This is a genomic window from Amycolatopsis sp. MEPSY49 (genome assembly GCF_051337345.1).
Classification (GTDB): Bacteria; Actinomycetota; Actinomycetes; order Mycobacteriales; family Pseudonocardiaceae; genus Amycolatopsis.
Genome location: NZ_JBDLYJ010000003.1, coordinates 781,990 through 804,241 on the forward strand (window position 1 = coordinate 781,990; position 22,252 = coordinate 804,241).

General features: G+C 71.5%; 23 protein-coding genes. 17 read left to right on the plus strand and 6 right to left on the minus strand.

Going from position 1 to position 22,252, the window contains the following annotated elements; all coding sequences use genetic code 11:
• The first annotated feature begins 10 nt into the window (after positions 1–10).
• On the plus strand, positions 11–835 hold the full coding sequence (locus ABFJ78_RS17995) for an NAD(P)H-binding protein (protein ID WP_436387480.1): 825 nt from the start codon (positions 11–13) through the stop codon (positions 833–835).
• An 86-nt stretch (positions 836–921) separates the two neighbouring features.
• Positions 922–2,178, plus strand: coding sequence for a vanadium-dependent haloperoxidase (locus tag ABFJ78_RS18000; RefSeq protein WP_436387481.1), 1,257 nt, complete (start codon positions 922–924; stop codon positions 2,176–2,178).
• Here the strand turns inward: ABFJ78_RS18000 and ABFJ78_RS18005 are convergent.
• The gene (locus tag ABFJ78_RS18005) at positions 2,175–3,344 is read right to left on the minus strand and encodes an MFS transporter (RefSeq protein WP_436387482.1); all 1,170 of its coding nucleotides are present in this window, start codon (positions 3,342–3,344) and stop codon (positions 2,175–2,177) included. The genes ABFJ78_RS18000 and ABFJ78_RS18005 overlap by 4 nt on opposite strands.
• A gap of 74 nt (positions 3,345–3,418) precedes the next feature.
• On the opposite strand from ABFJ78_RS18005, the gene ABFJ78_RS18010 reads away from it, so the two are divergent.
• Positions 3,419–3,949: a CGNR zinc finger domain-containing protein gene (locus tag ABFJ78_RS18010; protein WP_436387483.1), complete on the plus strand. Its 531-nt coding sequence runs from the start codon at positions 3,419–3,421 to the stop codon at positions 3,947–3,949.
• A 47-nt stretch (positions 3,950–3,996) separates the two neighbouring features.
• Here ABFJ78_RS18010 and ABFJ78_RS18015 read toward each other — a convergent pair whose 3' ends face one another.
• Together ABFJ78_RS18015 and ABFJ78_RS18020 are read right to left on the minus strand one after the other, a co-directional pair.
• Positions 3,997–4,431, minus strand: coding sequence for an OsmC family peroxiredoxin (locus ABFJ78_RS18015; RefSeq protein WP_436387484.1), 435 nt, complete (start codon positions 4,429–4,431; stop codon positions 3,997–3,999).
• Complete coding sequence (locus tag ABFJ78_RS18020) at positions 4,418–4,876, minus strand: MarR family winged helix-turn-helix transcriptional regulator (RefSeq protein ID WP_400905269.1); 459 nt, start codon at positions 4,874–4,876, stop codon at positions 4,418–4,420. The genes ABFJ78_RS18015 and ABFJ78_RS18020 overlap by 14 nt, the downstream gene beginning before the upstream one ends.
• 77 nt (positions 4,877–4,953) lie before the next feature.
• Between ABFJ78_RS18020 and ABFJ78_RS18025 the strand changes: the two genes are divergently transcribed.
• Complete coding sequence (locus ABFJ78_RS18025; protein WP_436387485.1) at positions 4,954–5,457, plus strand: DinB family protein; 504 nt, start codon at positions 4,954–4,956, stop codon at positions 5,455–5,457.
• Here the strand turns inward: ABFJ78_RS18025 and ABFJ78_RS18030 are convergent.
• Together ABFJ78_RS18030 and ABFJ78_RS18035 are read right to left on the minus strand one after the other, a co-directional pair.
• Positions 5,432–6,205 (minus strand): DUF1295 domain-containing protein, encoded by a 774-nt coding sequence (locus tag ABFJ78_RS18030; RefSeq protein ID WP_436387486.1) that lies wholly within the window; start codon positions 6,203–6,205, stop codon positions 5,432–5,434. The genes ABFJ78_RS18025 and ABFJ78_RS18030 overlap by 26 nt on opposite strands.
• Complete coding sequence (locus ABFJ78_RS18035) at positions 6,205–7,470, minus strand: class I SAM-dependent methyltransferase (RefSeq protein WP_436387487.1); 1,266 nt, start codon at positions 7,468–7,470, stop codon at positions 6,205–6,207. The genes ABFJ78_RS18030 and ABFJ78_RS18035 overlap by 1 nt, the downstream gene beginning before the upstream one ends.
• An 82-nt stretch (positions 7,471–7,552) precedes the next feature.
• Between ABFJ78_RS18035 and ABFJ78_RS18040 the strand changes: the two genes are divergently transcribed.
• The 11 genes from ABFJ78_RS18040 (at position 7,553) to ABFJ78_RS18090 (ending at position 16,669) form a co-directional block, all read left to right on the plus strand.
• Positions 7,553–8,821 carry an NAD(P)/FAD-dependent oxidoreductase gene (locus tag ABFJ78_RS18040; RefSeq protein ID WP_436387488.1) on the plus strand — a complete coding sequence of 423 codons (1,269 nt, stop codon included), beginning with the start codon at positions 7,553–7,555 and terminating at the stop codon, positions 8,819–8,821.
• Complete coding sequence (locus ABFJ78_RS18045) at positions 8,815–9,546, plus strand: DUF1365 domain-containing protein (protein ID WP_436387489.1); 732 nt, start codon at positions 8,815–8,817, stop codon at positions 9,544–9,546. The genes ABFJ78_RS18040 and ABFJ78_RS18045 overlap by 7 nt, the downstream gene beginning before the upstream one ends.
• Positions 9,539–10,144, plus strand: coding sequence for an ECF RNA polymerase sigma factor SigK (gene sigK, locus ABFJ78_RS18050; protein WP_436387490.1), 606 nt, complete (start codon positions 9,539–9,541; stop codon positions 10,142–10,144). The genes ABFJ78_RS18045 and sigK overlap by 8 nt, the downstream gene beginning before the upstream one ends.
• Positions 10,141–10,911 (plus strand): anti-sigma factor, encoded by a 771-nt coding sequence (locus ABFJ78_RS18055; RefSeq protein WP_436387491.1) that lies wholly within the window; start codon positions 10,141–10,143, stop codon positions 10,909–10,911. Before sigK ends, ABFJ78_RS18055 begins: the two co-directional genes overlap by 4 nt.
• A 239-nt stretch (positions 10,912–11,150) precedes the next feature.
• Positions 11,151–12,452, plus strand: coding sequence for a cell division protein FtsZ (gene ftsZ, locus ABFJ78_RS18060; RefSeq protein WP_436387492.1), 1,302 nt, complete (start codon positions 11,151–11,153; stop codon positions 12,450–12,452).
• 73 nt (positions 12,453–12,525) lie between these two features.
• Positions 12,526–13,230, plus strand: coding sequence for a peptidoglycan editing factor PgeF (gene pgeF, locus ABFJ78_RS18065; RefSeq protein ID WP_436387493.1), 705 nt, complete (start codon positions 12,526–12,528; stop codon positions 13,228–13,230).
• A complete protein-coding gene (locus ABFJ78_RS18070) occupies positions 13,227–13,937 on the plus strand; it encodes a YggS family pyridoxal phosphate-dependent enzyme (RefSeq protein ID WP_436387494.1) in 711 nt (236 codons plus the stop codon). The genes pgeF and ABFJ78_RS18070 overlap by 4 nt, the downstream gene beginning before the upstream one ends.
• A gap of 98 nt (positions 13,938–14,035) precedes the next feature.
• Entirely contained in the window at positions 14,036–14,632 is a 597-nt protein-coding gene (locus ABFJ78_RS18075) for a cell division protein SepF (protein WP_436387495.1), read from the plus strand.
• A 115-nt stretch (positions 14,633–14,747) separates the two neighbouring features.
• A complete protein-coding gene (locus tag ABFJ78_RS18080; protein WP_072477845.1) occupies positions 14,748–15,023 on the plus strand; it encodes a YggT family protein in 276 nt (91 codons plus the stop codon).
• Positions 15,024–15,076: 53 nt separating this feature from the next.
• Entirely contained in the window at positions 15,077–15,931 is an 855-nt protein-coding gene (gene wag31, locus ABFJ78_RS18085) for a DivIVA-like cell division protein Wag31 (protein WP_372666975.1), read from the plus strand.
• A gap of 123 nt (positions 15,932–16,054) precedes the next feature.
• Entirely contained in the window at positions 16,055–16,669 is a 615-nt protein-coding gene (locus ABFJ78_RS18090) for a hypothetical protein (RefSeq protein ID WP_436387496.1), read from the plus strand.
• Here ABFJ78_RS18090 and ABFJ78_RS18095 read toward each other — a convergent pair.
• Entirely contained in the window at positions 16,666–17,412 is a 747-nt protein-coding gene (locus ABFJ78_RS18095; protein ID WP_436387497.1) for an ArsR/SmtB family transcription factor, read from the minus strand. The two genes, ABFJ78_RS18090 and ABFJ78_RS18095, sit on opposite strands and share 4 nt — an antisense overlap.
• 65 nt (positions 17,413–17,477) lie before the next feature.
• On the opposite strand from ABFJ78_RS18095, the gene ABFJ78_RS18100 reads away from it, so the two are divergent.
• Positions 17,478–18,782: an MFS transporter gene (locus tag ABFJ78_RS18100; protein WP_436387498.1), complete on the plus strand. Its 1,305-nt coding sequence runs from the start codon at positions 17,478–17,480 to the stop codon at positions 18,780–18,782.
• Between the two features lie 250 nt (positions 18,783–19,032).
• Complete coding sequence (gene ileS, locus ABFJ78_RS18105; RefSeq protein WP_436387499.1) at positions 19,033–22,203, plus strand: isoleucine--tRNA ligase; 3,171 nt, start codon at positions 19,033–19,035, stop codon at positions 22,201–22,203.
• Positions 22,204–22,252: the final 49 nt, after the last annotated feature.

Genomic DNA, 22,252 nt, shown 5'->3' on the forward strand with positions numbered 1-22,252 from the left:
GGAGGGTGTCATGACGATCCTGGTGACGGGAGCGACCGGCAGCGTCGGCCGCCTGGTGGTCGACGAGCTGCTCGCCGCGGGAGCCTCGGTGCGAGCCCTGACCGTCGATCCCGAGCGTGCTCAGCTGCCTCCGGAGGCCGAGGTGGCCGTCGGATCGCTGGCGCGGCCGTCGACGCTGCCTCTCGAGGGCGTCTCCGCCGTCTACCTGGCGCCGATGGCGCGGACCGTCGGACGGTTCTGCGAACTGGCGACCGAGGCGGGCATCAAGCGGGTCGTCGCGCTGTCGGGGAGCAGTGTCGGCGACGGCCACGAAGGCTCCAGCGGCAACGAATACGGCGCCGTCGAGAAGGCGGTGCGGGAGGCCGGTTTCGCCTGGACCTTCCTGCGCCCCGGCGTCTTCATGAACAACACCCTCGACTGGGCGGACATGGTCCGCGCGGGCGAGGTGGCGATGGCCTACGGCGACGCGACGCAGACCCCGATCGACCTCGGCGACATCGCGGCGGTCGCGGCCCGCGTCCTCACGACCGAAGGGCACGTCGGTGCCACGTATGTCCTCAGTGGACCGGAAGCGATCAGCCTCCGCGGGCAGGTTGCCACGCTGGAATCGGTGCTGGGCAAGGAAATCCGCTTCCGCGAACTGACCCGCGACGAACAACGCGCGCAGTGGATCGGGTACGGCGTCCCCGAGCAGGCCGTCGACTGGCTCCTCGACGGCTTCGAAGAAACCTTGCGCCATCCGCAGGTGCCGACCGGCGTGGTCGAAGAGCTGCTGGACCGCCCCGGGACGACGTACGCCGAGTGGGCCGAGGCGAACCGGGCGGTGTTCGCCTAGGCCTGCTGGAGTATTGCGTCCGTTCGACGGGTGGCGATACCTTGCGTAGCAGTGTCGATGCGTTACGCATATCCTTGGGGTTGACGATGGTCAAGGCACGCTGCGCGGCGGTTCTCGCGGCGCTCATCCTGGCAGCGCCACTCGCTTTCGTTTCCCCGGCGGCCGCCCAGGCTTCGCCGAACGCGGTCGTCGTCTGGGACCTCAACGCGCAGACCGCCATCTGGGACATCGCGCACCAAGCTCCCCCACAGGTCGCCGGACGTGGTTTCGCCATGGTCAGCGGCGCCGTCTACGACGCGGTCAACGCGATCAAGGGCAGCCCGTACGAGCCCTACCTCGTCGCCCCGCGCGCCACCGGCCGGGAGTCGACGGACGCCGCCGTCGGCACGGCCGCCTACCGGGTCCTCGACGCGATTTTCCCGGCACAGGAGGAAAGACTGCGCGTCCAGTACGACGAATGGCTCGCCGGCCTCCCGGACGGACCGGCGAAGCGCGGCGGCATCGGGGTCGGCGCCCAGGCCGCCGAAGCGATGATCGCCGCCCGGCGGGACGACGGCGCCTTCGACCCCCGGCTCTGGACGGTCGGCACCCGGCCGGGGCAGTACCGCCCCACTCCGCCGGACTTCGAGAACACCGGCGCCTGGGTGGGGTTCCTGAAGCCGTTCGCCGTCCCGGACGCGACGATGTTCCGCACGCCGGGGCCGCCGGCGGTCACGAGCCGCACGTACGCCCGTGATTTCGCCGAGGTCAAGCGGCTCGGCTCGGCGACGAGCACGGTCCGCACCGCGGACCAGACCGACGCGGCGCTCTGGTGGCACGACCGGCGTTCGGTCAGCTGGGGAATGAAGCGCGATCTCGCGGTCACGCAGAAACTCGGCGTGCTGGAGACCGCGCGCTTCTACGCGCTGGCCGACTTCACCGGCACGGACGGGGCGATCGCGTGCGCCAATGACAAGGAGTTCTGGCACTTCTGGCGGCCGGTCACCGCCATCCGGTCCGCCGGCACCGACGGGAACCCCGCCACCACGGCCGACCCCGGGTGGACTCCACTGGTGGTCACCCCGCCGAACCCCGACTACCCGTCCGGGCACACCTGCCGCACCGCCGCGCAGATGACGGCGTACGCGCACTATTTCGGGCGGGACAACGTCTCCTTCAGCGCGTTCAGCGTCGACAGCGGCACCACGCGGCACTTCGGCAGCTTCTCGCAGGCGACCGCCGAAGTGGTCGGCGCCCGCATCTGGGCCGGCATCCACTTCCGGTCCGCGGACGTCGACGGCACCCGGCTCGGCGCGGCCGTCGGCAACCACGTCACCGAGCACTACTTCCGGCCCCGGGCCTAAACGCGGGTGCGCGTCATCCCGGCCAGTCCGAGCAGCGGGAGAGCGCCCGCGAAGACGACCACCGCGGTCCAGCCGCCCAGGTGGTAAGCGATCGAGCCCGCCTGTGAACCGATCGCGCCGCCGATGAAGAAGGTGCCCAGGTAGACGCTGTTGACGCGGGCGCGGGCCGACGGGTCCAGCTGGTAGATCACGTGCTGGCCGGTCACCAGCGTCGCCTGGACGGCCATGTCCACCGCGATCGCCGCGATCGCCAGCAGGACGACGCTGCGCGCGCCGAACCCGGCCAGCGCGAAAGCCGCCGCGCAGAGCGCGAACGCGGCCGCGGTGAGCCGGCGGCCGTGGCCGTGGTCGGACCACTTGCCGGCCAGCGGGGCGATGAGCGCGCCGGCCGCGCCCGCCAGTGCGAAGAGGCCGACGCCGAGCTGGGTGTAGTTGAACGGCGGGGCCGTCAGCACGAACGCGATCGTCGTCCAGAACGCGCTGAACGCCCCGAACATCGCCGACTGGTACAGCGCGCGGTGGCGCAGTGCGGGGTGCTTCTTCCACATGGCCAGGGTCGAGCGCAGCAGCTGTCCATAGTGGACGTCCGTTTTGGGCGCCCGCGCCGGCAGGATGAACCGCAGGACGACGGCGAGCGCGGCCATCGCGGCCGCCGAGATGAGGAAGACGACGCGCCAGCTGGTCACCTCGGCCAGCAGGCTGGCGACGACGCGGGAGAGCAGGATGCCGAAGAGCAGCCCGCTGACGACGCGCCCGACGATCCGGCCGCGGATGGCGTCGGGGGAGAGGTCGGCGGCGAACGGGATGAGGATCTGCACGACGACCGACGCCGCCCCGACGACCAGCGAAGCGATCAGCAGCACGGCGAACCCGGGCGCGACGCCGGTGACGACGAGACCGGCGCAGGCGACGGCGAGCAGCGTCGCGACGAGCCCGCGGTTTTCGAGGCGGTCGCCGAGCGGGACGAGCAGCAGCATCCCGGCGGCGTAGCCGAGCTGGGTGGCGGTGACGACCCCACCGGCGGCGGCCTCGCCGACGCCGAAGGTGTGCCGCAGCTCCGCGAGCAGCGGCTGGGCGTAGTAGAGGTTCGCGACGGTCAGTCCACAGGAGACGGCCAGCAGCAGCACGAGCCACCCGGGAGGGGCCTTTTGCTCGGTCTCGGTCATCGTTACCCCCTGGAACCGGTTTGATCGGTTCCCGACGGTACCAGTCAAACCGGTTCCGGCGTACTGTGACCCGTATGACGGACCGATTCCGCAGTGGCGCGGGCAGGCTGTGCCTCGACTTCGTCCGCACGTTGCGTTACCGCGGGTCCTCGTCGGAGGTGGAGGAACTGCCGGACGCGGAGGCGTGGGGAGCGTGGATCGACCAGCTGGGCCCGTTCGCGACCCCGGTCCACCCGGCTGCGGTCGGCGACGCACAGGCGCTGCGGGAGGCGATTTACGAGCTGCTGACCGGCGAGGTGCGGGAGGCGGTACGCCGTCGGGTGAACCGCTTCGCGGCGCTGCCGGTGCCCGCGCCTTCGCTGACGACCGCGGGCGGGCTGCGTTGGCAGGCGAGGGATCCCGCGGAGGCGATGCTGGCGCTTTTGGCGCGAGACGCGTTGGAGTTGGTGACGTCACCGGAGTTCGCGCGAGTCCGCAGGTGCGCGGGGCCGCAGTGCGGGGCGCTGTTCTTGGACACGTCGAGACCGGGGACGCGGCGGTGGTGCTCGATGGAGATCTGCGGCAACCAGGCGAAGAAGTCGACATATCGAGCCAAGGTGCACTGACGCGAAACGGCCCCCTCGCGAAAAAACGAGGGGGCCGTTCACAAAACTCAGTTGAGCGCCGCGTCCATGGTGATCGTCGTGCCGGCTAGGGCCTTCGACACCGGGCACGTCTTCTCCGCCGTCTCGGCGTACTCCGCGAACTGCTCCGCCGTCACGCCCTCGATGGACGCCCGCAGCGTGATCGCGATGCCGCTGATCTCGAAGCCACCCCCGGCCGCCGGGCCCAGCGTCACTTCCGCGCTCACGTCGATCGAATCCGCCGTCAGCTTCGCCGCTTCCAGTACTCCCGACAGGTTCATCGCCAAGCACGACGAGTGCGCCGCCGCGATGAGTTCCTCGGGGCTCGTCTGGCCGTCCGGGTTGCCCGCCCGGGTCGGGAACGACACGCTGAACGTGCCGGCGTTGGACGAGTCCAGCGTGACCTCGCCCTTCCCGTTCTGCAGTCCGCCGACCCAGTGGGTGGTCGCGTCACGGCTGGGCATCAGGGCCTCCATGTGTGTAGGCGGTGGCCGACGCCGTCAGCCGCCGCAGGGTTGCTATCAGTTCTCGCCGCGAGGCGTCGTCGAGGCCCAGTGCGCAGCCGATGGCCGACGGGACGCCCGCCGCGCGGGTGCGCAGGGACCGGCCCTCCTCGGTCAGGCTGACCACCACCGTGCGTTCGTCCTCGGGCAGTCGCGCCCGGGTCACGAGCCCGTTGGCCTCGAGCCGCTTGAGCAGCGGGGAAAGCGTGCCGTAGTCCAGGTGCAGCGCCTCGCCGATCTCCTTGACCGGCCGGGCGTCGGACTCCCACAGCACCAGCAGCACCAGGTACTGCGGGTAGGTGAGCCCCAGTTCGCCGAGCAGGGGACGGTACGTGTCCGTCACCGCGCGCGACGCCGCGTACAGCGCGAAGCAGGCTTGCTCGTCCAAAAGGAACTCATCCGGCACGTCCGTGAACCTAGCCCACGATTACATCGTGTGCAAGGTGTCCGGAACTGTCGGACCCCTCTGGCAGAGTCCCCGCCATGACCAGACCCGACCGCCCGCAGGTCCCGCTCACCGGCGGCGAGCGTGAAATCCTGACCGCCCTGCTCGACTACCACCGCGCCACCGTCGCGTGGAAAGCCGGCGGCCTCACCGAAGACCAAGCCCGCGCCGCGCACCTGCCGAGCGAACTGACGACCGTCGCCGGTCTGGTCGCGCACCTCACGCTCAACGAGTGGTTCTGGTTCGGCGTCGTCGTCGACGGTGAGGAGGACACCTGGGAGGAGAAGCTCGAGCAGGACCCGGACGCGGAGTTCCGGGTCTCGCCGGACACCCAGCTCGAAACCCTCCTCGCCGGCTACGAGAAGCAGTGTGCCCGCAGCCGCGAGATCGTCGCGAAGCACAGCTTCGACGACGAAGTGACCCACAAGGACGAAACCTTCAACGTCCGCTGGGTCCTCACGCACATGATCGAGGAGACCGCGCGGCACGTCGGCCACCTCGACGTGCTGCGCGAGCTCACCGACGGCCTGACCGGGGAGTGACCTTCTTCGGGGGCAACGGGAAGAACCCGCTGGTGCGCTCGACGTAGTGCGCGTACGCCGGGCGCGTGCGTGCCATTCCCTTCTCCAGCATGGGTTTCCCGGTCCCGCGGGCCAGGGTGAACGTCATCGCCACGGGAGAGAGGATCGTCAACGCGCCCGGCCACGTCGAGCACGCCAGCAGGTAGAGGCCCCACCACACGCACGCGTCGCCGAAGTAGTTCGGGTGCCGCGTGTAGCGCCACAACCCCGTGTCGAGCACCTTGCCCTTCGAAGCGGGATCCGCCTTGAACCGCCGCAGCTGCTCGTCGCCGATCGACTCGAACGCGAAGCCGACCGCCCACACCACCGCACCCAGCCAGCCCAGGACGCCGATCCCCGTGCCGTCCACCGCGAACTGCACCGGAAGGGAGACGAAGTACAGCACCACGGCCTGGAAAAGGTAGATCCGCACGAACATCTTGAGCGGCCCGTGGCCCATCCGCGCGTACCGCGGGTCCTCGGGCAGCTTGTGGTTGCGCACGTGCAGGTGCACCGACAGCCGCACGCCCCAGACGACCGTCAGGAGCACCACCACGAGCCGCAGCGAAAGCGGGCCGTCGCCGAACGGGAACGCCACCACCGCGACGATCGCGAAGCCGAGCCCCCAGAACGTGTCGATCGTGTCGTACCGCCCGCGCGACCGCGCGACCCCGAAGGTCACGACCACCGCCACGAGGGTGACGGCGGCCGTGACGAGCAGCTGCGGCATCAGCACCACTCCCGCGTCGCCGGCATCCCGGCGCGACCGTGCTCGTCGGGCCGCACGGAAAGGATCTGGTCCACGCCCATCCGGTTCTCCTCGAACGCCAGCGCCCCGCCCGCCAGGTACAGCCGCCAGACCCGCGCGCCCGTCTCGCCGATCAGCGCGACGACGTCGGCCCAGTTCTCCTCCAGGGTGTCGGCCCAGGCCCGGACCGTCCAGACGTAGTGCTCGCGCATCGCGTGCACGTCCCGCACCTCGAGGCCCGCGGTCTCCAGGTGGTCGACGGTCCGGCCCACCGGGCGCATCGTCATGTCCGGCGCGATGTACCGCTCGATGAACGCGCCACCGCCGGGGGCGACGTTCCCGCGGGACATCTGCTGGATGAGCACCCGGCCGCCGGGCTTGACCATGCGATGCAGTGTCGCCGCGTACGTCGGGTAGTTGACCTCGCCGACGTGCTCGCCCATTTCGATGGACGCGACCGCGTCGAACGGCGCGTCCGGCAGCTCGCGGTAGTCCTGGCGGCGCACCTCGACGCGGTCCTCGAGGTCGTGCTGGGCGAGCCGGCCGCGGATGTGCTGCAGCTGCTCGGCCGAGAGCGTGATGCCGACGGCGTGCACGCCGTGGTGCTTGGCCGCGTGGACCAGCAGCGAACCCCAGCCGCACCCGACGTCGAGCAGCCGCATCCCCGGCCGCAGCCCCAGCTTGCGGCAGATCATTTCCAGCTTGTCGTGCTGCGCCTGTTCGAGGCTCTGCGACTCGGTCGTGAAGTACCCGCTCGAGTAGGCCATCGAGTCGTCCAGCAGCAGCTGGTAGAAGGCGTTGCCGAGGTCGTAGTGGTGCGCGATCGCGGACTTGTCGCGCAGCAGGCTGTGCAGCTTGCCCGTCAGCCGGGCCTCCTCGGCGGGCGGCTTCGGCGGCGGCCCGACGACCCCCAGGCGGGTGGCGAGGCGGACGGCTTCGGCCCATTCGCGCGGGCCGAGCTTCGCCCGCTTCAGCTCCCCCGTGCGGGTGAGGGACCAGATCCGGCGGAAGCCGTCCGTCAGGTCCCCCTCGACATCGAGGTCGCCGGTGACGTAGGCGCGGGCGAGCCCCAGCTCGCCGGGCGCGTAGAGCAGGCGGCGCAGGGCACGGCGGTTGCGCAGCACCACCGTGGGCGCGTCCACTGGGCCGGCGCGGGTTCCGTCCCAGGTCCGCAGGCCGACGGGGAGCTGCCCGCCGAGGAGCTTTTCGGCGAACGAGGCGAGGCGGTGCGCGGTGCTGTTCGGCATGTCCGGGATTCGCTCTCCGCGGCGGCGTGGATTGGTCCGACCCCGAGCCAATCCGAACCCGGGGCGGTCCCGAAGGACCGGTGTGGAGATCACGGGAGAACGCATCGCCGTCATCGGCAGCGGGGTGGCCGGGCTGACGGCGGCATACCTGCTGCAGCGCAAGTACGAGGTGCTGCTCTTCGAGGCGGACGACCGCCTCGGCGGGCACGCGCACACGCACGACGTGCCGAGCTCGCACGGCGGCACGATCGGCGTGGACTCCGGCTTCATCGTCCACAACGAGCGCACCTACCCGACGCTGCTGCGGCTGTTCGGCGAGCTCGGGGTGCGCACGCGCGACACCGAGATGTCGATGAGCATCCGGTGCGACGGCTGCGGCCTGCAGTACGCCGGCGCGAAGGGGCTGGCGGGCCTGTTCGCCCAGCGCGGCAACCTCGCCCGGCCCCGCTACCTGCGGATGCTGGGGGAGGTGAAGCGGTTCCACCGGCACGCGAAGCGGCTGCTGGCGGAGAAGGACGCCGGCGACGTCACGCTCGGCGCGTTCCTCGCCATCGGCGGCTACACGCGCTACTTCGTCGACCACTTCATGCTGCCGCTCGTGTCGACGGTCTGGTCGGCCGACCGCAGCGACACCCTCCGCTACCCGGCGCGGTACCTGTTCGAGTTCCTCCGCAACCACGGCATGCTGAGCGTGAAGAACTCGCCGGCCTGGCGGACGGTCGCCGGCGGTTCCCGCGAATACGTCGAACGCGCGGCGAAGCAGCTCACCGCCGTCCACCTGTCGACGCCGGTGCGCTCGGTGCTGCGGACCGCGGGCGGCGTCGAGGTCCGCGACGACGCCGACACCCCGCACCGGGTCGCCAAGGTCGTCGTCGCCACGCACGCCGACCAGGCCCTGTCGCTGCTGGCCAACCCGACCGACGCCGAGCGCGAGGTGCTCGGCGCGTTCCGCTACTCGGCCAACGAAGCCTGGCTGCACACCGACACGAGCGTCCTGCCCTCGCTGGCCGACGCGCGCGCGGGGTGGAACTACCGCGCGCCCGTCTGCGGCGCGCCGACCGGGGCGGTCCAGGTCAGCTACGACATGAACCGGCTGATGCGCCTCGACGAGCCGACCGGGTACGTCGTCACGCTCAACCCCGGCGACGGTCCCGAAAAGGAGCACCTCGTCGCGCGGATGGCGTACGAACACCCCGTCTACACGCCGGAATCCGTTGCGGCGCAACGCCGGCTGCCCGAGCTCAACGACGGCGTGCTCGCCTACGCCGGTGCCTACCACGGCTGGGGCTTCCACGAAGACGGCTGTTCCTCAGGAGCCCGCGCCGCCGAAAGCCTGGGAGTCGTGTGGTGACGAACGCGCTCTACGACGCCACGGTCGCGCACGTGCGGCGGATCGACCCGCCGCACGCGTTCGCGCACCGCGTGTACCTGTGGCTGGTCGACCTCGACGCGCCGCCGCGGCTGCCGTGGTGGTCGCGGCCGTTCGCCCGGTTCGACCGCCGGGACCACTTCGTGGCCGGCGACCCGCGCGGGATCCGGGAAAAGCTGGACGCGTGGCTGGCCGAACGCGGCGTCCTGCGCGGCGGGAAGGTCGTCATGCTCGCCGCCGCGCGCGTGCTCGGGTACGCGTTCAACCCGATCAGCGTCTACTGGTGCCACGACGCGCAAGGCCGCCTCGAGTGCGTCGTCGCCGAGGTGCACAACACGTACGGGGGCCGGCACGCCTACCTGCTGCGCCCCGACGAAGCCGGGCTCGCCCGCGCGGCCAAGGAGTTCTACGTCTCACCCTTCCAGGAGATGGACGGCGAGTACCGGATGCGCCTGCCCCACCCGGACGCGTTGCTCGACCTCACCGTCGCGTTGCGCCGCGGGACCTCGACGCCGTTGGTCGCTACGCTGCGGGGAGTTCGCCGCCCGGTGAACCCGCGGTGGCTGGCCCGGCTCGTCCTGGCCCGGCCGCTGCTCCCGCAGCGGGTGTCCGCGCTGATCCGCCGCCACGGCGTCGCGTTGTGGCTGCGCAAGGCCGCGGTCGTGCCGCGCACCCCGCAGACCGCCGGAGGACAGCTGCATGGATGAGCACGCTCGCCCGCGCCCGGTCGCGCCGGTGCCCGCCGAAGTCCCCGCCGGTCCGACGGCCGAAGAGCTCATGGTGCGCGTCGCGAAGGGCGACGAACGCGCCTTCGAACTGCTCTACGACCAGCTCGCCGGGCCGATCTTCGGGCTCGTCCGGCGGATCGTGCGCGACGCGGCGCAGTCCGAAGAGGTCGCGCAAGAGGTGCTCGTCGAGCTGTGGCGCACCGCGACGCGGTACGCCCCGGACAAGGGCTCGGCGCTGAACTGGGCGATGACCCTGGCGCACCGCCGCGCGGTCGACCGCGTCCGCTCGGCGCGCGCCAGCACCGAGCGCGAGCAGAAGGCGACCTTCGAAGCCGCCCGCGGCCGCCCGTTCGACGAGGTCGCCGAGTCCGTCACCGCGCGGCTCGAACGCTCCCAGGTGCGCCGGTGCCTGTCCTTCCTGACCGATCTGCAGCGCGAGTCCGTGCTGCTCGCCTATTACCAGGGCTATACGTATCGCGAGGTGGCCGAAGTGCTGTCGACGCCGCAGGGAACCATCAAGACGCGGCTGCGGGACGGGCTGATCCGCCTGCGGGACTGCCTGGGGGTGACCGCTTGAGCACGCCCGAAATGCACACCCTGGCCGGCGCCTTCGCCCTCGACGCGGTCAACGACGTCGAGCGCGCGGAGTTCGCCCGCCACCTCGAGCAGTGCGACTCCTGCGCGCAGGAGGTCGCCGAGCTGCGCGCGACCGCGGCCCGGCTCGGCGCGGCGATGGCCGAGGACCCGCCGCCGGAGTTCAAGGAGCGCGTCCTGGCGGCCATGCACGCCACCCGCCAGCTGCCCCCGCGGACGCGGCCCGGCGCGCACGAGCGGTCCCGCCGCTCGGCGCGGGCGCCGCGCTGGGCGGTCGTCGTGGCGGCCGCGGCCGCCGTCGTCGGGCTCGCCGCGGGCGGGATCTTCGGCGGCATCGCGCTGACCCAGCAGCAGGAGCTGCAGTCCGCGCAGAGCCGGCTCGACCAGGCCCGCGACCGCTACGAGCCGGTGGCGGCGCTGCTCGCCGCGCCGGACGCGAAGACCGCGCACGGCGAGGCGCCCATCGGCGGCGGGGTCACGGTCATCGTGTCGAAGTCGCTGAACCGCGTCATGGTGATGGACACCGGGCTGCCGTCCCAGCCGGACGGCAAGGTCTACGAGGCGTGGCTGATCACCGGCGGGAACGCGCCGCGCTCGGCCGGGGTGATCGCCGCGTCCGACGACGGCGGCCTGGTCGTGGCCGACGGCGTGGGGCCGGTGGACAAGCTCGCGGTGAGCGTCGAACCGGCCGGCGGATCGCCCAGCGGGGCGCCCACCGACGTGCTCATGAGCATGCCCGCGCCGGCCTGACCGGACCGCCATAGCAGATCGGGCCGGGGCCGTGTTCGCGGCTCCTCGCTCTTGCGCGCTCGAACGTGTTGTGGCAAAACACCTTTGCGACACACGGCGTGCCTACTGGATTAGAGCCTGCCTGGTGCCTACCGTCCTGCCTAACGTCGGCGGTTGACATAACTCTCGATCTGGGGTTGAGGTTGAGAGTCGATCACCGGCGGGCTGTACGGGCACAACGATCAGGAAGGCGGACTTCGATGACGCCCCCGCACAACTACCTTGCGGTGATCAAGGTGGTCGGCATCGGCGGTGGCGGCGTGAACGCCGTGAACCGCATGATCGAGGTCGGCCTCAAGGGTGTCGAGTTCATCGCGGTGAACACCGACGCCCAGGCACTGCTCATGTCCGACGCCGACGTCAAGCTCGACATCGGCCGTGAACTGACCCGCGGCCTCGGCGCGGGTGCCGCCCCCGAGGTCGGCCAGAAGGCCGCCGAAGACCACCGCGAAGAGATCGAAGAGGTCATCAAGGGCGCCGACATGGTGTTCGTGACCGCCGGTGAAGGCGGCGGCACGGGGACCGGTGGCGCGCCCGTCGTGGCGCAGATCGCCCGCAAGCTGGGCGCGCTGACCATCGGCGTCGTGACCCGCCCGTTCACCTTCGAGGGCAAGCGCCGCGGCAAGCAGGCCGAAGACGGCATCCAGCAGCTGCGCAACGAGTGCGACACGCTCATCGTGATCCCGAACGACCGGCTGCTGCAGCTCGGCGACATCGGCGTGTCGCTGATGGACGCGTTCCGCTCCGCGGACGAGGTGCTGCTGTCCGGTGTCCAGGGCATCACCGACCTGATCACCACGCCGGGCCTGATCAACCTCGACTTCGCCGACGTCAAGAGCGTCATGTCCGGCGCGGGCTCCGCGCTGATGGGCATCGGCTCGGCGCGCGGCGAGGGCCGGGCCATCCAGGCGGCGGAGAAGGCGATCAACTCGCCGCTGCTGGAGGCGTCGATGGACGGCGCCCACGGCGCGCTGCTGTCCATCGCGGGCGGCTCCGACCTGGGCCTGTTCGAGATCAACGAGGCCGCGTCGCTGGTGCAGGAGTCCGCCCACCCGGACGCCAACATCATCTTCGGCACGATCATCGACGACTCCCTCGGCGACGAGGTCCGCGTCACGGTGATCGCGGCCGGGTTCGACGCGGGCGCGCCGACCCACAAGAAGCTCGACCCGCCGGCGTTCGGCTCGCGGGCTTCGGGGACCACCGCGTCGGCTTCGGCCGGGCAGGTCTCGAACCCGCCGACCCCGCCGTCGGGGGCCACCCCGGTGCCGTCGGCGGGCAGCTCCGGCTACCCGGTCGCGCCGCCGCGGTCGCACTCGCCGCTGCCCTCGGCCACCGGGAACCCGCCGTCGGGCGGCCTCCCGCAGCCGGGCGGCGGCTCGCGCGGCTACTCGCCGCTCGGCTCCAACGCCACGCAGGGCAGCCTGCCGGGCCGCGCGATGCCGGTGCACGACGACCCGTCCGACGACGAGGTCGACGTCCCGCCGTTCATGCGGCGCTAGACACCACGCTGAAGGCCACCGCCCGCGAACTAGAGTCGTGGGTGGTGGCCTTCACTGATGTTCAGGAGGATTCGTGCGGGTTCGGCGAGTGGTCACGACCAGGGCGGGCGGCGCGTCACGGCCGCCCTACGACACCTTCAACCTGGGGGACCACGTCGGCGACGACGAGGGGAACGTCTACGCCAACCGCAAGCGCCTCGCGGCCGAGCTGGGCCTGGCCGAGGACAAGCTCGCCTGGATGGAGCAGGTCCACGGCCGCACGGCGACCACAGTGGACGGCTCGGAAACGAAAGCCGCCGAGGCGACCGACGCCCTGGTGACCGCGACCCCGGGCGTGGCGCTCGTGGTGCTGGTCGCCGACTGCGTCCCGATCCTGCTGGCCGACGCCGAGGCCGGGGTGGTCTCGGCGGTGCACGCCGGCCGCGTCGGCGCGCGCGTCGGCGTCGTCCCGGCGGCGGTCAAGGCCATGCGAGAGGCCGGTGCCGAGGTGGGCCGCATCGAAGCCCTGCTCGGCCCCGCCATCTGCGGTGACTGCTACGAGGTCCCGGCCGACATGGCCGCCGACGTCGAGAAGCACGTACCCGGCAGCGCCTGCAAGACCCGCCAGGGGACGCCCGGCCTCGACCTGCGCGCCGGGCTCTGGCGGCAGCTCGCCGACCTCGGCGTCGGCAAGATCGGCGTCGACCCGCGGTGCACGAACGAGGACAAGACGCTCTTCAGCTACCGCCGCGACGGGACCACCGGGCGGATCGCGGGGATCACGTGGATCGAGGCATGACCGGCCGCAAGGCCGAGCTGGCCGCGAACCTGGCCGAGGTCGAAGCGCGGATCGCCGCCGCGTGCCGGGCCGCCGGACGCGCTCGCGACGAGGTCAAGCTGATCGCGATCACGAAGACCTTCCCCGCTTCCGACGTCGCGCTCCTCGCCGAGCTGGGCGTCACGGACGTCGGGGAGAACCGCGACCAGGAGGCCGGCCCGAAAGCCGCCGAAGTCCCCGGGCTGCGGTGGCACATGGTCGGGCGCCTGCAGCGCAACAAGGCACGGTCCGTGGTCGGGTGGGCACACGAAGTGCAGTCCCTGGATTCGGCCCGGCTCGCCGACGCGCTCGCGAAGGCCGTCCGTGCGGCTCGGGACGCCCAGATACGTGACGAACCCCTCGACGTGCTGATCCAGGCGAGCCTCGACGACGACCCGGAACGCGGTGGCTGCCCGCTGGACGAGCTCGGCGCACTGGCCGAGCGCGTCACTCACACGGGTGAACTGCGGCTTCGCGGCCTGATGGCCGTCGCACCGCTCGGCGCCGACCCCGCGGCCGCCTTCGAACGGCTCGCTCGCGCGGGTGAGGGCCTCCGCAAAGATCACCCGAATGCCGCAGACGTGTCCGCCGGGATGAGCCATGATCTCGAGCAGGCGATCACGCACGGCTCGACCTGTGTGCGTGTCGGAACCGCGTTGCTCGGTGGACGCGGTTTAGCCTCGCCGTAGGGAGCTCGCGCGGTCGTCACGTTTAGTGGTCGCCCGTGCGGGGCACTGACGGCGTGGAACATGAGTCAGTGCGGGAGCGGCTAGGGCTAGGGAGAGGCATGAGCGCGCTGCAGAAGCTGAAGGCCTACTTCGGGATGGTGCCCGCGGACGACGACGGCTACGACGACGGGGACGACTACCGGCGCGGCTACGACGACGACTACGACTCCTACGAGGAGCCGGCGCCGCGCTCGTCCCGCTCACGGTACCGCGACGTCGACGACACGTACGACGAGCCCGTCAGCCGCAGCCGGTCACGCTCCGTGGCCACCGCCGAGCCGGCCGTCCACGGCGCGCTCGCGGTCGACCGGCAGCCGGAGCCCGTGGCGCGCCTGCGCCCGGTCACCGAGCCCGTCCGGCCGCCGCTGCGCGATCCGCTCAGCCGGATCACGACGCTGCACCCGACGAGCTACGTCGAGGCGCGGGCGATCGGCGAGCACTACCGCGAGGGCATCCCGGTGATCATCAACCTCACCGAGATGGAGAACGCGGACGCCAAGCGGCTCGTCGACTTCGCCGCCGGGCTGGCGTTCGCGCTCCGGGGGTCGATGGACAAGGTCACCAACAAGGTGTTCCTTCTCTCACCGCCCGATGTGGACGTCACGGCGGAAGACCGTCGGCGGATTGCCGAAGGCGGATTATTCTTGCGGGGCTGAAGTCGCGCTTACCGCTGAGCGCAAGCAGACGTGATTTTGTCGACCCGATGCCGCGTCGACCCCCTCAACTGCGTCTTCTGCGGAGACGCCCGGTTAGAGTAGGTACGTGGAAGCTGTGTGGCTGGTCGTCTGGTACGTGCTGTTCGCCTTCTGGCTGCTGCTGACGGCGCGGATCGTGATCGAACTCGTCCGGACCTTCGCGCGTGAGTGGCATCCGGCCGGAGGGGTTGCGGTGACGCTCGAGACCATCTACACAGTGACGGACCCGCCGGTTCGCCTGTTCAGACGAATCATTCCGATGGTTCGAATCGGCGGCGTGGGACTGGACTTGTCGATTATGGTGCTGCTGCTGGTTGTGTTCTTCGCGATGCAACTGGCGACTCCAAGTTGATCGGGGAAGAACTTGGATGGACCTGCAGGCCGTGGAGTGCGTGAGGTGATCTGATGTCGTTGACCCCCGCTGACGTGCATAACGTTGCGTTCAGCAAGCCGCCCATCGGCAAGAGGGGCTACAACGAGGACGAGGTGGACGCGTTCCTCGACCTGGTGGAGACCGAGCTGGCCCGCTTGATCGAGGACAACAACGAGCTGCGCCAGCAGATGGAGCAGCTCGACGCCGAGCTCGAATCGACTCGTTCCGAGCTCGAGAACGCCAAGGCGAACGTCGGCGCGCCCCCGATGCGCGAAGAGCCGTCCCGGCGCCTCGCGCCGGTGCCGCCGCCGCAGTCCGCCATGGAGCAGACCCAGGCGCACTCGATGGTCGGCGACAGCGCCGAGCCGAACGTGCAGGCCGCCAAGGTCCTGGGCCTGGCCCAGGAGATGGCCGACCGGCTGACCGCCGAGGCGAAGACCGAGTCCGACGGGATGCTGGCCGAGGCCCGCACCAAGTCCGAGCAGCTGCTCTCGGACGCCCGGGCGAAGTCCGACTCGATGGTGAACGAGGCGCGCACGCGCGTCGACACGATGCTGAACGACGCGCGGACCCGGGCCGAGACGCTGGAGCGCCAGGCGCGCGACAAGGCGACGACGCTGGAGCGCGAGTCGCAGCGGAAGTACACCGAGACGATGAACAGCCTCAACGCCGAGAAGGGCGGGCTGGGCAAGAAGATCGAAGAGCTGCGCACGATCGAGCGGGAGTACCGCACGCGACTGCGCGGGTTCCTCGAGTCCCAGCTGCGCGAGCTCGACGACCGCGGCTCCGCGGCCCCGGCGTCGGCCTCCTCGGGCTCCGGCCAGTCGTCCGGTTCGTCCAGCGGCGGCCAGGGCTACTCGTTCGGCCCGCGGGCCGAAGCCGGCTGAGTTTTCGTCCCGGGCCCGCCCCGCCGACCCGGTCGGCGGGGCAGGCCACGGTTCGGAGTCGATCCGGTACCGCACGTGGGCGGGTCGGCGGACGATCTTGCCCTGTTCGTGCTGTAATTCAGCGTGCTTTACATCGTGCTGGTACTGGTACTGGCGGCTCTGGGGTTGCTCGTCACCGCGCTCATCACCGCGTCTTCGCTGTGGGCGTGGGTTTCCATCGGCCTCTCCGTGCTGGCGGGGCTGATCCTCGTCGCCGACTGGCTGCGCCGCCGTCGCCGGTCCACGGCGTCGACGCCGGCCGCGGCCGAGCCCGAGGCCGAACCGGCGCCCGCCGACGAACCCGAACCGGCCTCGGCCGAGGCCGTCGAGAAGCCGGCCGAGGAAGAGCAGACCGTCCTCATCCCGGCGGCCGGCGATCTGGGCGACCCGGCCGACACGCCCGAACCCGACCCGGCTCCGGTCGAGGCCGTGGAGACGCCGGCCGAAGCCGGCGAGGAACCCGGCACCGAAGGTGAGCCGGGCGAAGAAGAGACACCGGCGGCCGACCTAGCCGTCCTGGCCGACCTCGAGGACGAGGTCGTCGTGGTCGACGAACACCCGCGCTACCACCTGAGAACGTGCATCTGGCTGGGCAGCCGCGACACGATCCCGATCGGCGTCGGCGAAGCCCGCCAGCTCGGCTTCACCCCGTGCGACCGCTGCAGCCCCGACGCGACCTTGGTGGCCGCGCACCGCTAAGCGGCGAGATCCCCCAGGCCGAGGTGGGTTGCCAGGGCCATCGCCCCTTCCGGCGTCAGCCGCAACGCTCGGTGTGCCTGGCCGCGCCGGCGCACCCAGCCCGCGTCCACGAACCGCGTCGCGACCGCCGCGCCCAGCGCGCCCGCCAGGTGGTGGCGCTGCTCGCTCCAGTCCAGGCAGAACTTCAGCAGCGGACGCCGTCCCGCCGCCACCGCGTCCAGGTCGACGCCCAGGTCGCCGAACACCGCCCGCGCCGCCGGACCCAGCGTGTACGGGTGTTCGCGCAGCGGAGCCGAAATCCGGTCACCCGGCCGTCGCCGCGTGTCCGAAGCGCCGGACAGCGCGCCCCGATCGAGCAACGCCGACGTCACCGCCACCCCGAGCCGGCCCGCCAAGTGGTCGTAGCACGTCCGGGCCGTCCGCAACGCCTCCGCTCGCGTCCCCTCGCGCAGCGACGACACCGGTTGTGACGGCGAGAACCGCGCCAGCGTCTCCATCAGCTCCGCGGTGTCCGGGCCGGCCAGCCGGTAGAACCGGTGCCGCCCCGACTTCTCCGCGACGACCAGCCCCGCGTCCCGCAGCTTCGCCAGGTGCGCGCTGACGCCTTGCGCGGACAGCCGGGCCTCGGCCGCCAGCACGGACGCCGCCAGCGCCCGGCCGTCGGCCAGCGCCAGCAGCACGCGGACCCGCGCCGGGTCCGCGAACAGCGCCGCGGTGCGGGCGATGTCGGCGTCGCCTTCCATGCCCCCCAGGATGCCCCCGGCACACTTCCACCGCGACGGAAGCGTCCACGCGGTCCACTGGGGACATGCTCCTGCTCACCATGTGCGCCGGGATGTTCCTGGTGCAGCTGGACGTCACGGTCGTCAACGTCGCGCTGCCCAGCATCGGCACCGGCCTCGGCGCGGACCTCGCCGCGCTGCAGTGGGTGGTCGACGGCTACGCGGTCGTCCTGGCCGCCCTGCTGCTCACCGGCGGCGCCCTCGGTGACGTCTTCGGGCACCGCCGGGTGGTCGTCGCGGGGTTCGCGCTGTTCGGCGCGGCATCGGCCGCGTGCGGGCTCGCCGGGTCGGCACCGTGGCTCGTCGCCGCGCGGGCCGGCCAGGGCCTGGGTGCCGCGCTGCTGCTGCCGGGCACGCTGGCCGTGATCACGAACGCCCACCCCGGACGCGCCGAGCGCGCGCGAGCCCTCGGCGTCTGGGCCGGGGTGTCGGCGCTGGCGCTGGCGGCGGGCCCGGTCCTCGGCGGCGCGATCGTCGCCGCGGCGGGCTGGCGGCCGGTGTTCTGGCTCAACGTCCCGATCGTGCTGGCGGCCGCCGTCGCGACCCGGCGGCTCCTGCCGCGCGGCGACCGCGGGCCCGGGCGGATCGACGTCGCCGGCATCGCGACGGCCGCGCCCGCGCTCGGGGCCGGCGTCTACGCGGTCATCGGCGGGAGCGTCGCCGCCGGGGTGCTCGCGGTCGTCCTGCTGGGGGCGTTCCTGGTCGTCGAACACCGGTCGGCGCACCCGATGCTGCCGCCGGCCGTCGCCCGGCGGACGGCGGCAGCGAACTTCGTCGCGGCGGCGATGAACTTCGTCGGCATCGGCACGATCCTCGTGCTCACGCTGTACCTGCAGGGCGTGCGGCACGCCGGACCGCTGCGAGCCGGGCTCGAAGTGCTGCCGCTGTTCCTCCCGCTCTCGGTGCTGGCGCCGGTCGCGGGCCGGCTGACCGGCCGGTTCGGGCCACGGCCGATCATGGTCGCCGGACTGGCACTGGGCGCGCTCGGGACGCTGAACCTGGTGCTGGTCGGCGAAAGCAGCGGCTACCCGGCGCTGCTGCCGACGCTGCTGGGGCTCGGCGTGGGGATGGGCCTGCTGACGACGGCGGTGGTGACCGCCGCCGTCGGCGGCGTCCCGCCCGGCCGCGCCGGCGTCGCCAGCGGCATCAACAACACCGCCCGCCAGGCCGGCGGCGCGCTCGGCGTCGCGGTGCTCGGCGCCGTGACGGGTGGCAGCGACGGCCTCCACGCGGCCGGTCTGGTCGCGGGCGCGCTGTGGGTGGTCGCGATCGGCGTGACGCTGGCCTGGGTACGTGCCCCTCGTGACAACCCGGTTGCGCGGGCCGGTTAACCTGGTAACCAGCAAGGCGTCGATCCGGCCATCACCGGGGAGCCTCCGGAAGAACCGAGCTCCACGCTCTCAGTAGAACCGGACGGGTGCGGCCCGTGACAGCCGTCAACGAAGCGGCCTGCGGCGCGGTTTGACCAACGCGGCAGGCAAGCGGGGTGGTACCGCGGTGCGCCGCCAGGCGTTTCGTCCCCGTGTGGGTGACCGGGAATCCGGTCGTCCGTACGAGAGCGACGAACCGAGGAGCACCGGGATGTACCCCCAGGCCCAACTGGACGACGGCGCGACAGGCGTTCCGTCGCAGCCGTCCTTCCCCGCGCTGGAGAAGCAGGTCCTCGCCTACTGGGAGACGGACCGGACGTTCCAGGCGACCATCGACGCCCGCCCGGCCGGCGAGCACGGCGACAACGAGTACGTCTTCTACGACGGCCCGCCCTTCGCCAACGGCCTGCCGCACTACGGTCACCTGCTCACCGGGTACGTCAAGGACCTGGTGCCGCGCTACCAGACCATGAAGGGGCGCAAGGTCGAGCGCCGCTTCGGCTGGGACACCCACGGCCTGCCCGCCGAGCTCGAGGCGATGCGCCAGCTCGGCATCACCGAGACGTCCGAGATCGAAGAGATGGGCATCGCGAAGTTCAACGCGGCTTCGCAGGAGTCCGTCCTCCGCTACACCGACGAGTGGCGCGAGTACGTCACGCGCCAGGCGCGCTGGGTCGACTTCGACAACGACTACAAGACCCTCGACGTCACCTACATGGAGTCGGTGCTGTGGGCGTTCAAACGCCTGTGGGACAAGGGACTCGTCTACGAGGGCTACCGCGTCCTGCCGTACTGCTGGCGCGACGCGACGCCGCTGTCCAATCACGAGCTGGGCATGGACGCCGACGTCTACCGCAACCGCCAGGACCCGGCCGTCACGGTCGGTTTCCGGTTGCAGGGCAACGACAACGACCTCGACGGCACGTACCTGCTGATCTGGACCACGACGCCGTGGACGCTGCCGTCGAACCTCGCGACCGCGGTGCACCCCGAGGTGGACTACGTCGTCGTCGAGAGCGAAAGCCTGCCCGGCAAGCGGTTCCTGCTCGCCGAGGCGCGCGTCGCCGCGTACGCACGTGAACTCGGCGAAGAGCCGACGGTCGTCGCGCGCTACACCGGTTCGCAGCTGCTCGGCACCCGGTACGCCCCGCCGTTCCCGTACTTCACCGGCACCGAGAACGCGCACCAGGTGCTGGCCGCGGACTACGTCACGACCGACGACGGCACCGGGATCGTCCACATCGCACCCGCCTACGGCGCCGACGACAAGGTCGTCACCGACGCCGCCGGCATCCCGCCGGTCACCCCGGTCGACGCGCACGGCAAGTTCGACGCGACCGTGCCGGACTACGAGGGCCAGCAGGTCTTCGACGCCAACCCGAACATCGTGCGGGACCTGAAGAACGGCACGGGATCCGCGGCGCAGCAGGGTGCTCTGCTGCTGCGGCACGAAACCTACGACCACTCCTACCCGCACTGCTGGCGCTGCCGGAACCCGCTGATCTACCGCGCGGTCTCGTCGTGGTTCGTCGCGGTGACGCAGTTCAAGGACCGGATGGTCGAGCTGAACCAGCAGATCACCTGGTACCCGGAGAACGTCAAGGACGGCCAGTTCGGGAAGTGGCTGGAGAACGCCATCGACTGGTCGATCTCCCGCAACCGGTACTTCGGCACGCCGATCCCGGTGTGGCAGTCCGACAACCCCGAGTACCCGCGCACCGACGTCTACGGCTCGCTCGACGAGCTCGAGGCGGACTTCGGCGTGCGGCTGGACAATCTGCACCGGCCCTACATCGACGAGCTGACCCGGCCGAACCCGGACGACCCGACGGGGAAGTCCACCATGCGCCGCGTGCCGGACGTCCTCGACGTCTGGTTCGACTCCGGCTCGATGCCGTACGCCCAGGTGCACTACCCGTTCGAGAACGCCGACTGGTTCGAGCACCACTACCCGAGCGACTTCATCGTCGAGTACATCGGGCAGACCCGCGGCTGGTTCTACCTGCTGCACGTCCTGGCGACGGCGCTGTTCGACCGGCCGGCGTTCCGCACCTGCGTGTCGCACGGCATCGTGCTCGGCTCGGACGGCGCGAAGATGTCCAAGTCGCTGCGCAACTACCCGGACGTCAACGAGGTCTTCGAGCGCGACGGCTCGGACGCCATGCGCTGGTACCTGATGGCGAGCCCGATCCTGCGCGGCGGCAACCTGGTCGTCACCGACAAGGGCATCCGCGACGCCGTCCGCCAGGCCGTGCTGCCGCTGTGGAACTCGTACTACTTCCTCGCGCTGTACGCGAACGCCGAAGGCGTGGAAGGCAAGTGGCGCACGGATTCGCCGAACGTGCTCGACCGGTACGTCCTGGCGAAGACGCACGAGCTGGTCACCGACGTCGAGTACGCGATGGACCACTACGACGTCGCCGGCGCGTGCCAGACCGTGCGGGACTTCCTCGAGGTCCTCACGAACTGGTACGTCCGCCGCTCGCGGGACCGCTTCTGGGCCGGGGACCAGGACGCCATCGACACGCTGCACACCGTGCTGGAGGTGACTTCGCGGGTGACGGCGCCGCTGCTGCCGCTCACCACCGAGGTCGTCTGGCGCGGCCTGACGGGCGGCCGCTCGGTGCACCTGGCCGACTGGCCGAACGCGAACGACCTGCCCGCGGACGCGGCGCTGGTCACCGCGATGGACCGGGTGCGGCAGGTGGCGTCGTCGGCGCTGTCGCTGCGGAAGGCGAACAAGCTGCGCGTGCGGCTGCCGCTGTCTTCGCTGGTCGTCGCGGCCGACGACGCCTCGTCGCTGGCGCCGTTCGCCGACATCCTGCGTGACGAGGTGAACGTCAAGACGGTCGAGCTGACCACCGACGTCGCCGCGCACGGCGGGTTCGAGGTCGCGGTCAACGCCCGCGCGGCCGGCCCGCGGCTGGGCAAGGACGTCCAGACCGTGATCAAGGCCGTCAAGGCGGGCGACTGGTCGTTCCAGGGCGGCGCCGTCGTCGCGGCCGGCATCACGCTGCGCGAAGGCGAGTTCGACCGGCGGCTGGTCGCCAAGGGCGGCGGCGCGGCGGCCGAGCTGCCCGGCGGCTCCGGGCTGGTCCTCATCGACACCGAGGTGACGCCGGAGCTGGCGGCCGAAGGCCTGGTCCGCGACCTGATCCGCGTCGTGCAGCAGGCGCGCCGCGACGCCGGGCTGGATGTCGCCGACCGGATCGCGCTCACCGTGGACGCGCCGGACGACGTCGTCGAGGCGGCTCGGACACACCAGGAGTTCCTGGCCTCGGAGACGCTGGCGACGTCGGTGACGTACGGCGCGGTGGCCGACGGGTCCGCCGGCACCGTCGGCGACGGCACGAAGGTCACGGTCGCGGTCGCGAAGGCCTGATTGTCGGGGGTGGCCGGTAAGGTGAGCGCCTGACCGGCCACCCCGATGC

Bases quoted from the DNA above. Each gene is read 5' to 3' on its own strand.
- ABFJ78_RS17995 (WP_436387480.1), top strand. From the start codon at position 11: ATGACGATCCTGGTGACGGGAGCGACCGGCAGCGTCGGCCGCCTGGTG.
- ABFJ78_RS18000 (WP_436387481.1), top strand. From the start codon at position 922: ATGGTCAAGGCACGCTGCGCGGCGGTTCTCGCGGCGCTCATCCTGGCA.
- ABFJ78_RS18005 (WP_436387482.1), bottom strand. From the start codon at position 3,344: ATGACCGAGACCGAGCAAAAGGCCCCTCCCGGGTGGCTCGTGCTGCTG.
- ABFJ78_RS18010 (WP_436387483.1), top strand. From the start codon at position 3,419: ATGACGGACCGATTCCGCAGTGGCGCGGGCAGGCTGTGCCTCGACTTC.
- ABFJ78_RS18015 (WP_436387484.1), bottom strand. From the start codon at position 4,431: ATGCCCAGCCGTGACGCGACCACCCACTGGGTCGGCGGACTGCAGAAC.
- ABFJ78_RS18025 (WP_436387485.1), top strand. From the start codon at position 4,954: ATGACCAGACCCGACCGCCCGCAGGTCCCGCTCACCGGCGGCGAGCGT.
- ABFJ78_RS18030 (WP_436387486.1), bottom strand. From the start codon at position 6,205: ATGCCGCAGCTGCTCGTCACGGCCGCCGTCACCCTCGTGGCGGTGGTC.
- ABFJ78_RS18035 (WP_436387487.1), bottom strand. From the start codon at position 7,470: ATGCCGAACAGCACCGCGCACCGCCTCGCCTCGTTCGCCGAAAAGCTC.
- sigK (WP_436387490.1), top strand. From the start codon at position 9,539: ATGGATGAGCACGCTCGCCCGCGCCCGGTCGCGCCGGTGCCCGCCGAA.
- ftsZ (WP_436387492.1), top strand. From the start codon at position 11,151: ATGACGCCCCCGCACAACTACCTTGCGGTGATCAAGGTGGTCGGCATC.
- ABFJ78_RS18070 (WP_436387494.1), top strand. From the start codon at position 13,227: ATGACCGGCCGCAAGGCCGAGCTGGCCGCGAACCTGGCCGAGGTCGAA.
- ABFJ78_RS18075 (WP_436387495.1), top strand. From the start codon at position 14,036: ATGAGCGCGCTGCAGAAGCTGAAGGCCTACTTCGGGATGGTGCCCGCG.
- wag31 (WP_372666975.1), top strand. From the start codon at position 15,077: ATGTCGTTGACCCCCGCTGACGTGCATAACGTTGCGTTCAGCAAGCCG.
- ABFJ78_RS18095 (WP_436387497.1), bottom strand. From the start codon at position 17,412: ATGGAAGGCGACGCCGACATCGCCCGCACCGCGGCGCTGTTCGCGGAC.
- ABFJ78_RS18100 (WP_436387498.1), top strand. From the start codon at position 17,478: ATGCTCCTGCTCACCATGTGCGCCGGGATGTTCCTGGTGCAGCTGGAC.
- ileS (WP_436387499.1), top strand. From the start codon at position 19,033: ATGTACCCCCAGGCCCAACTGGACGACGGCGCGACAGGCGTTCCGTCG.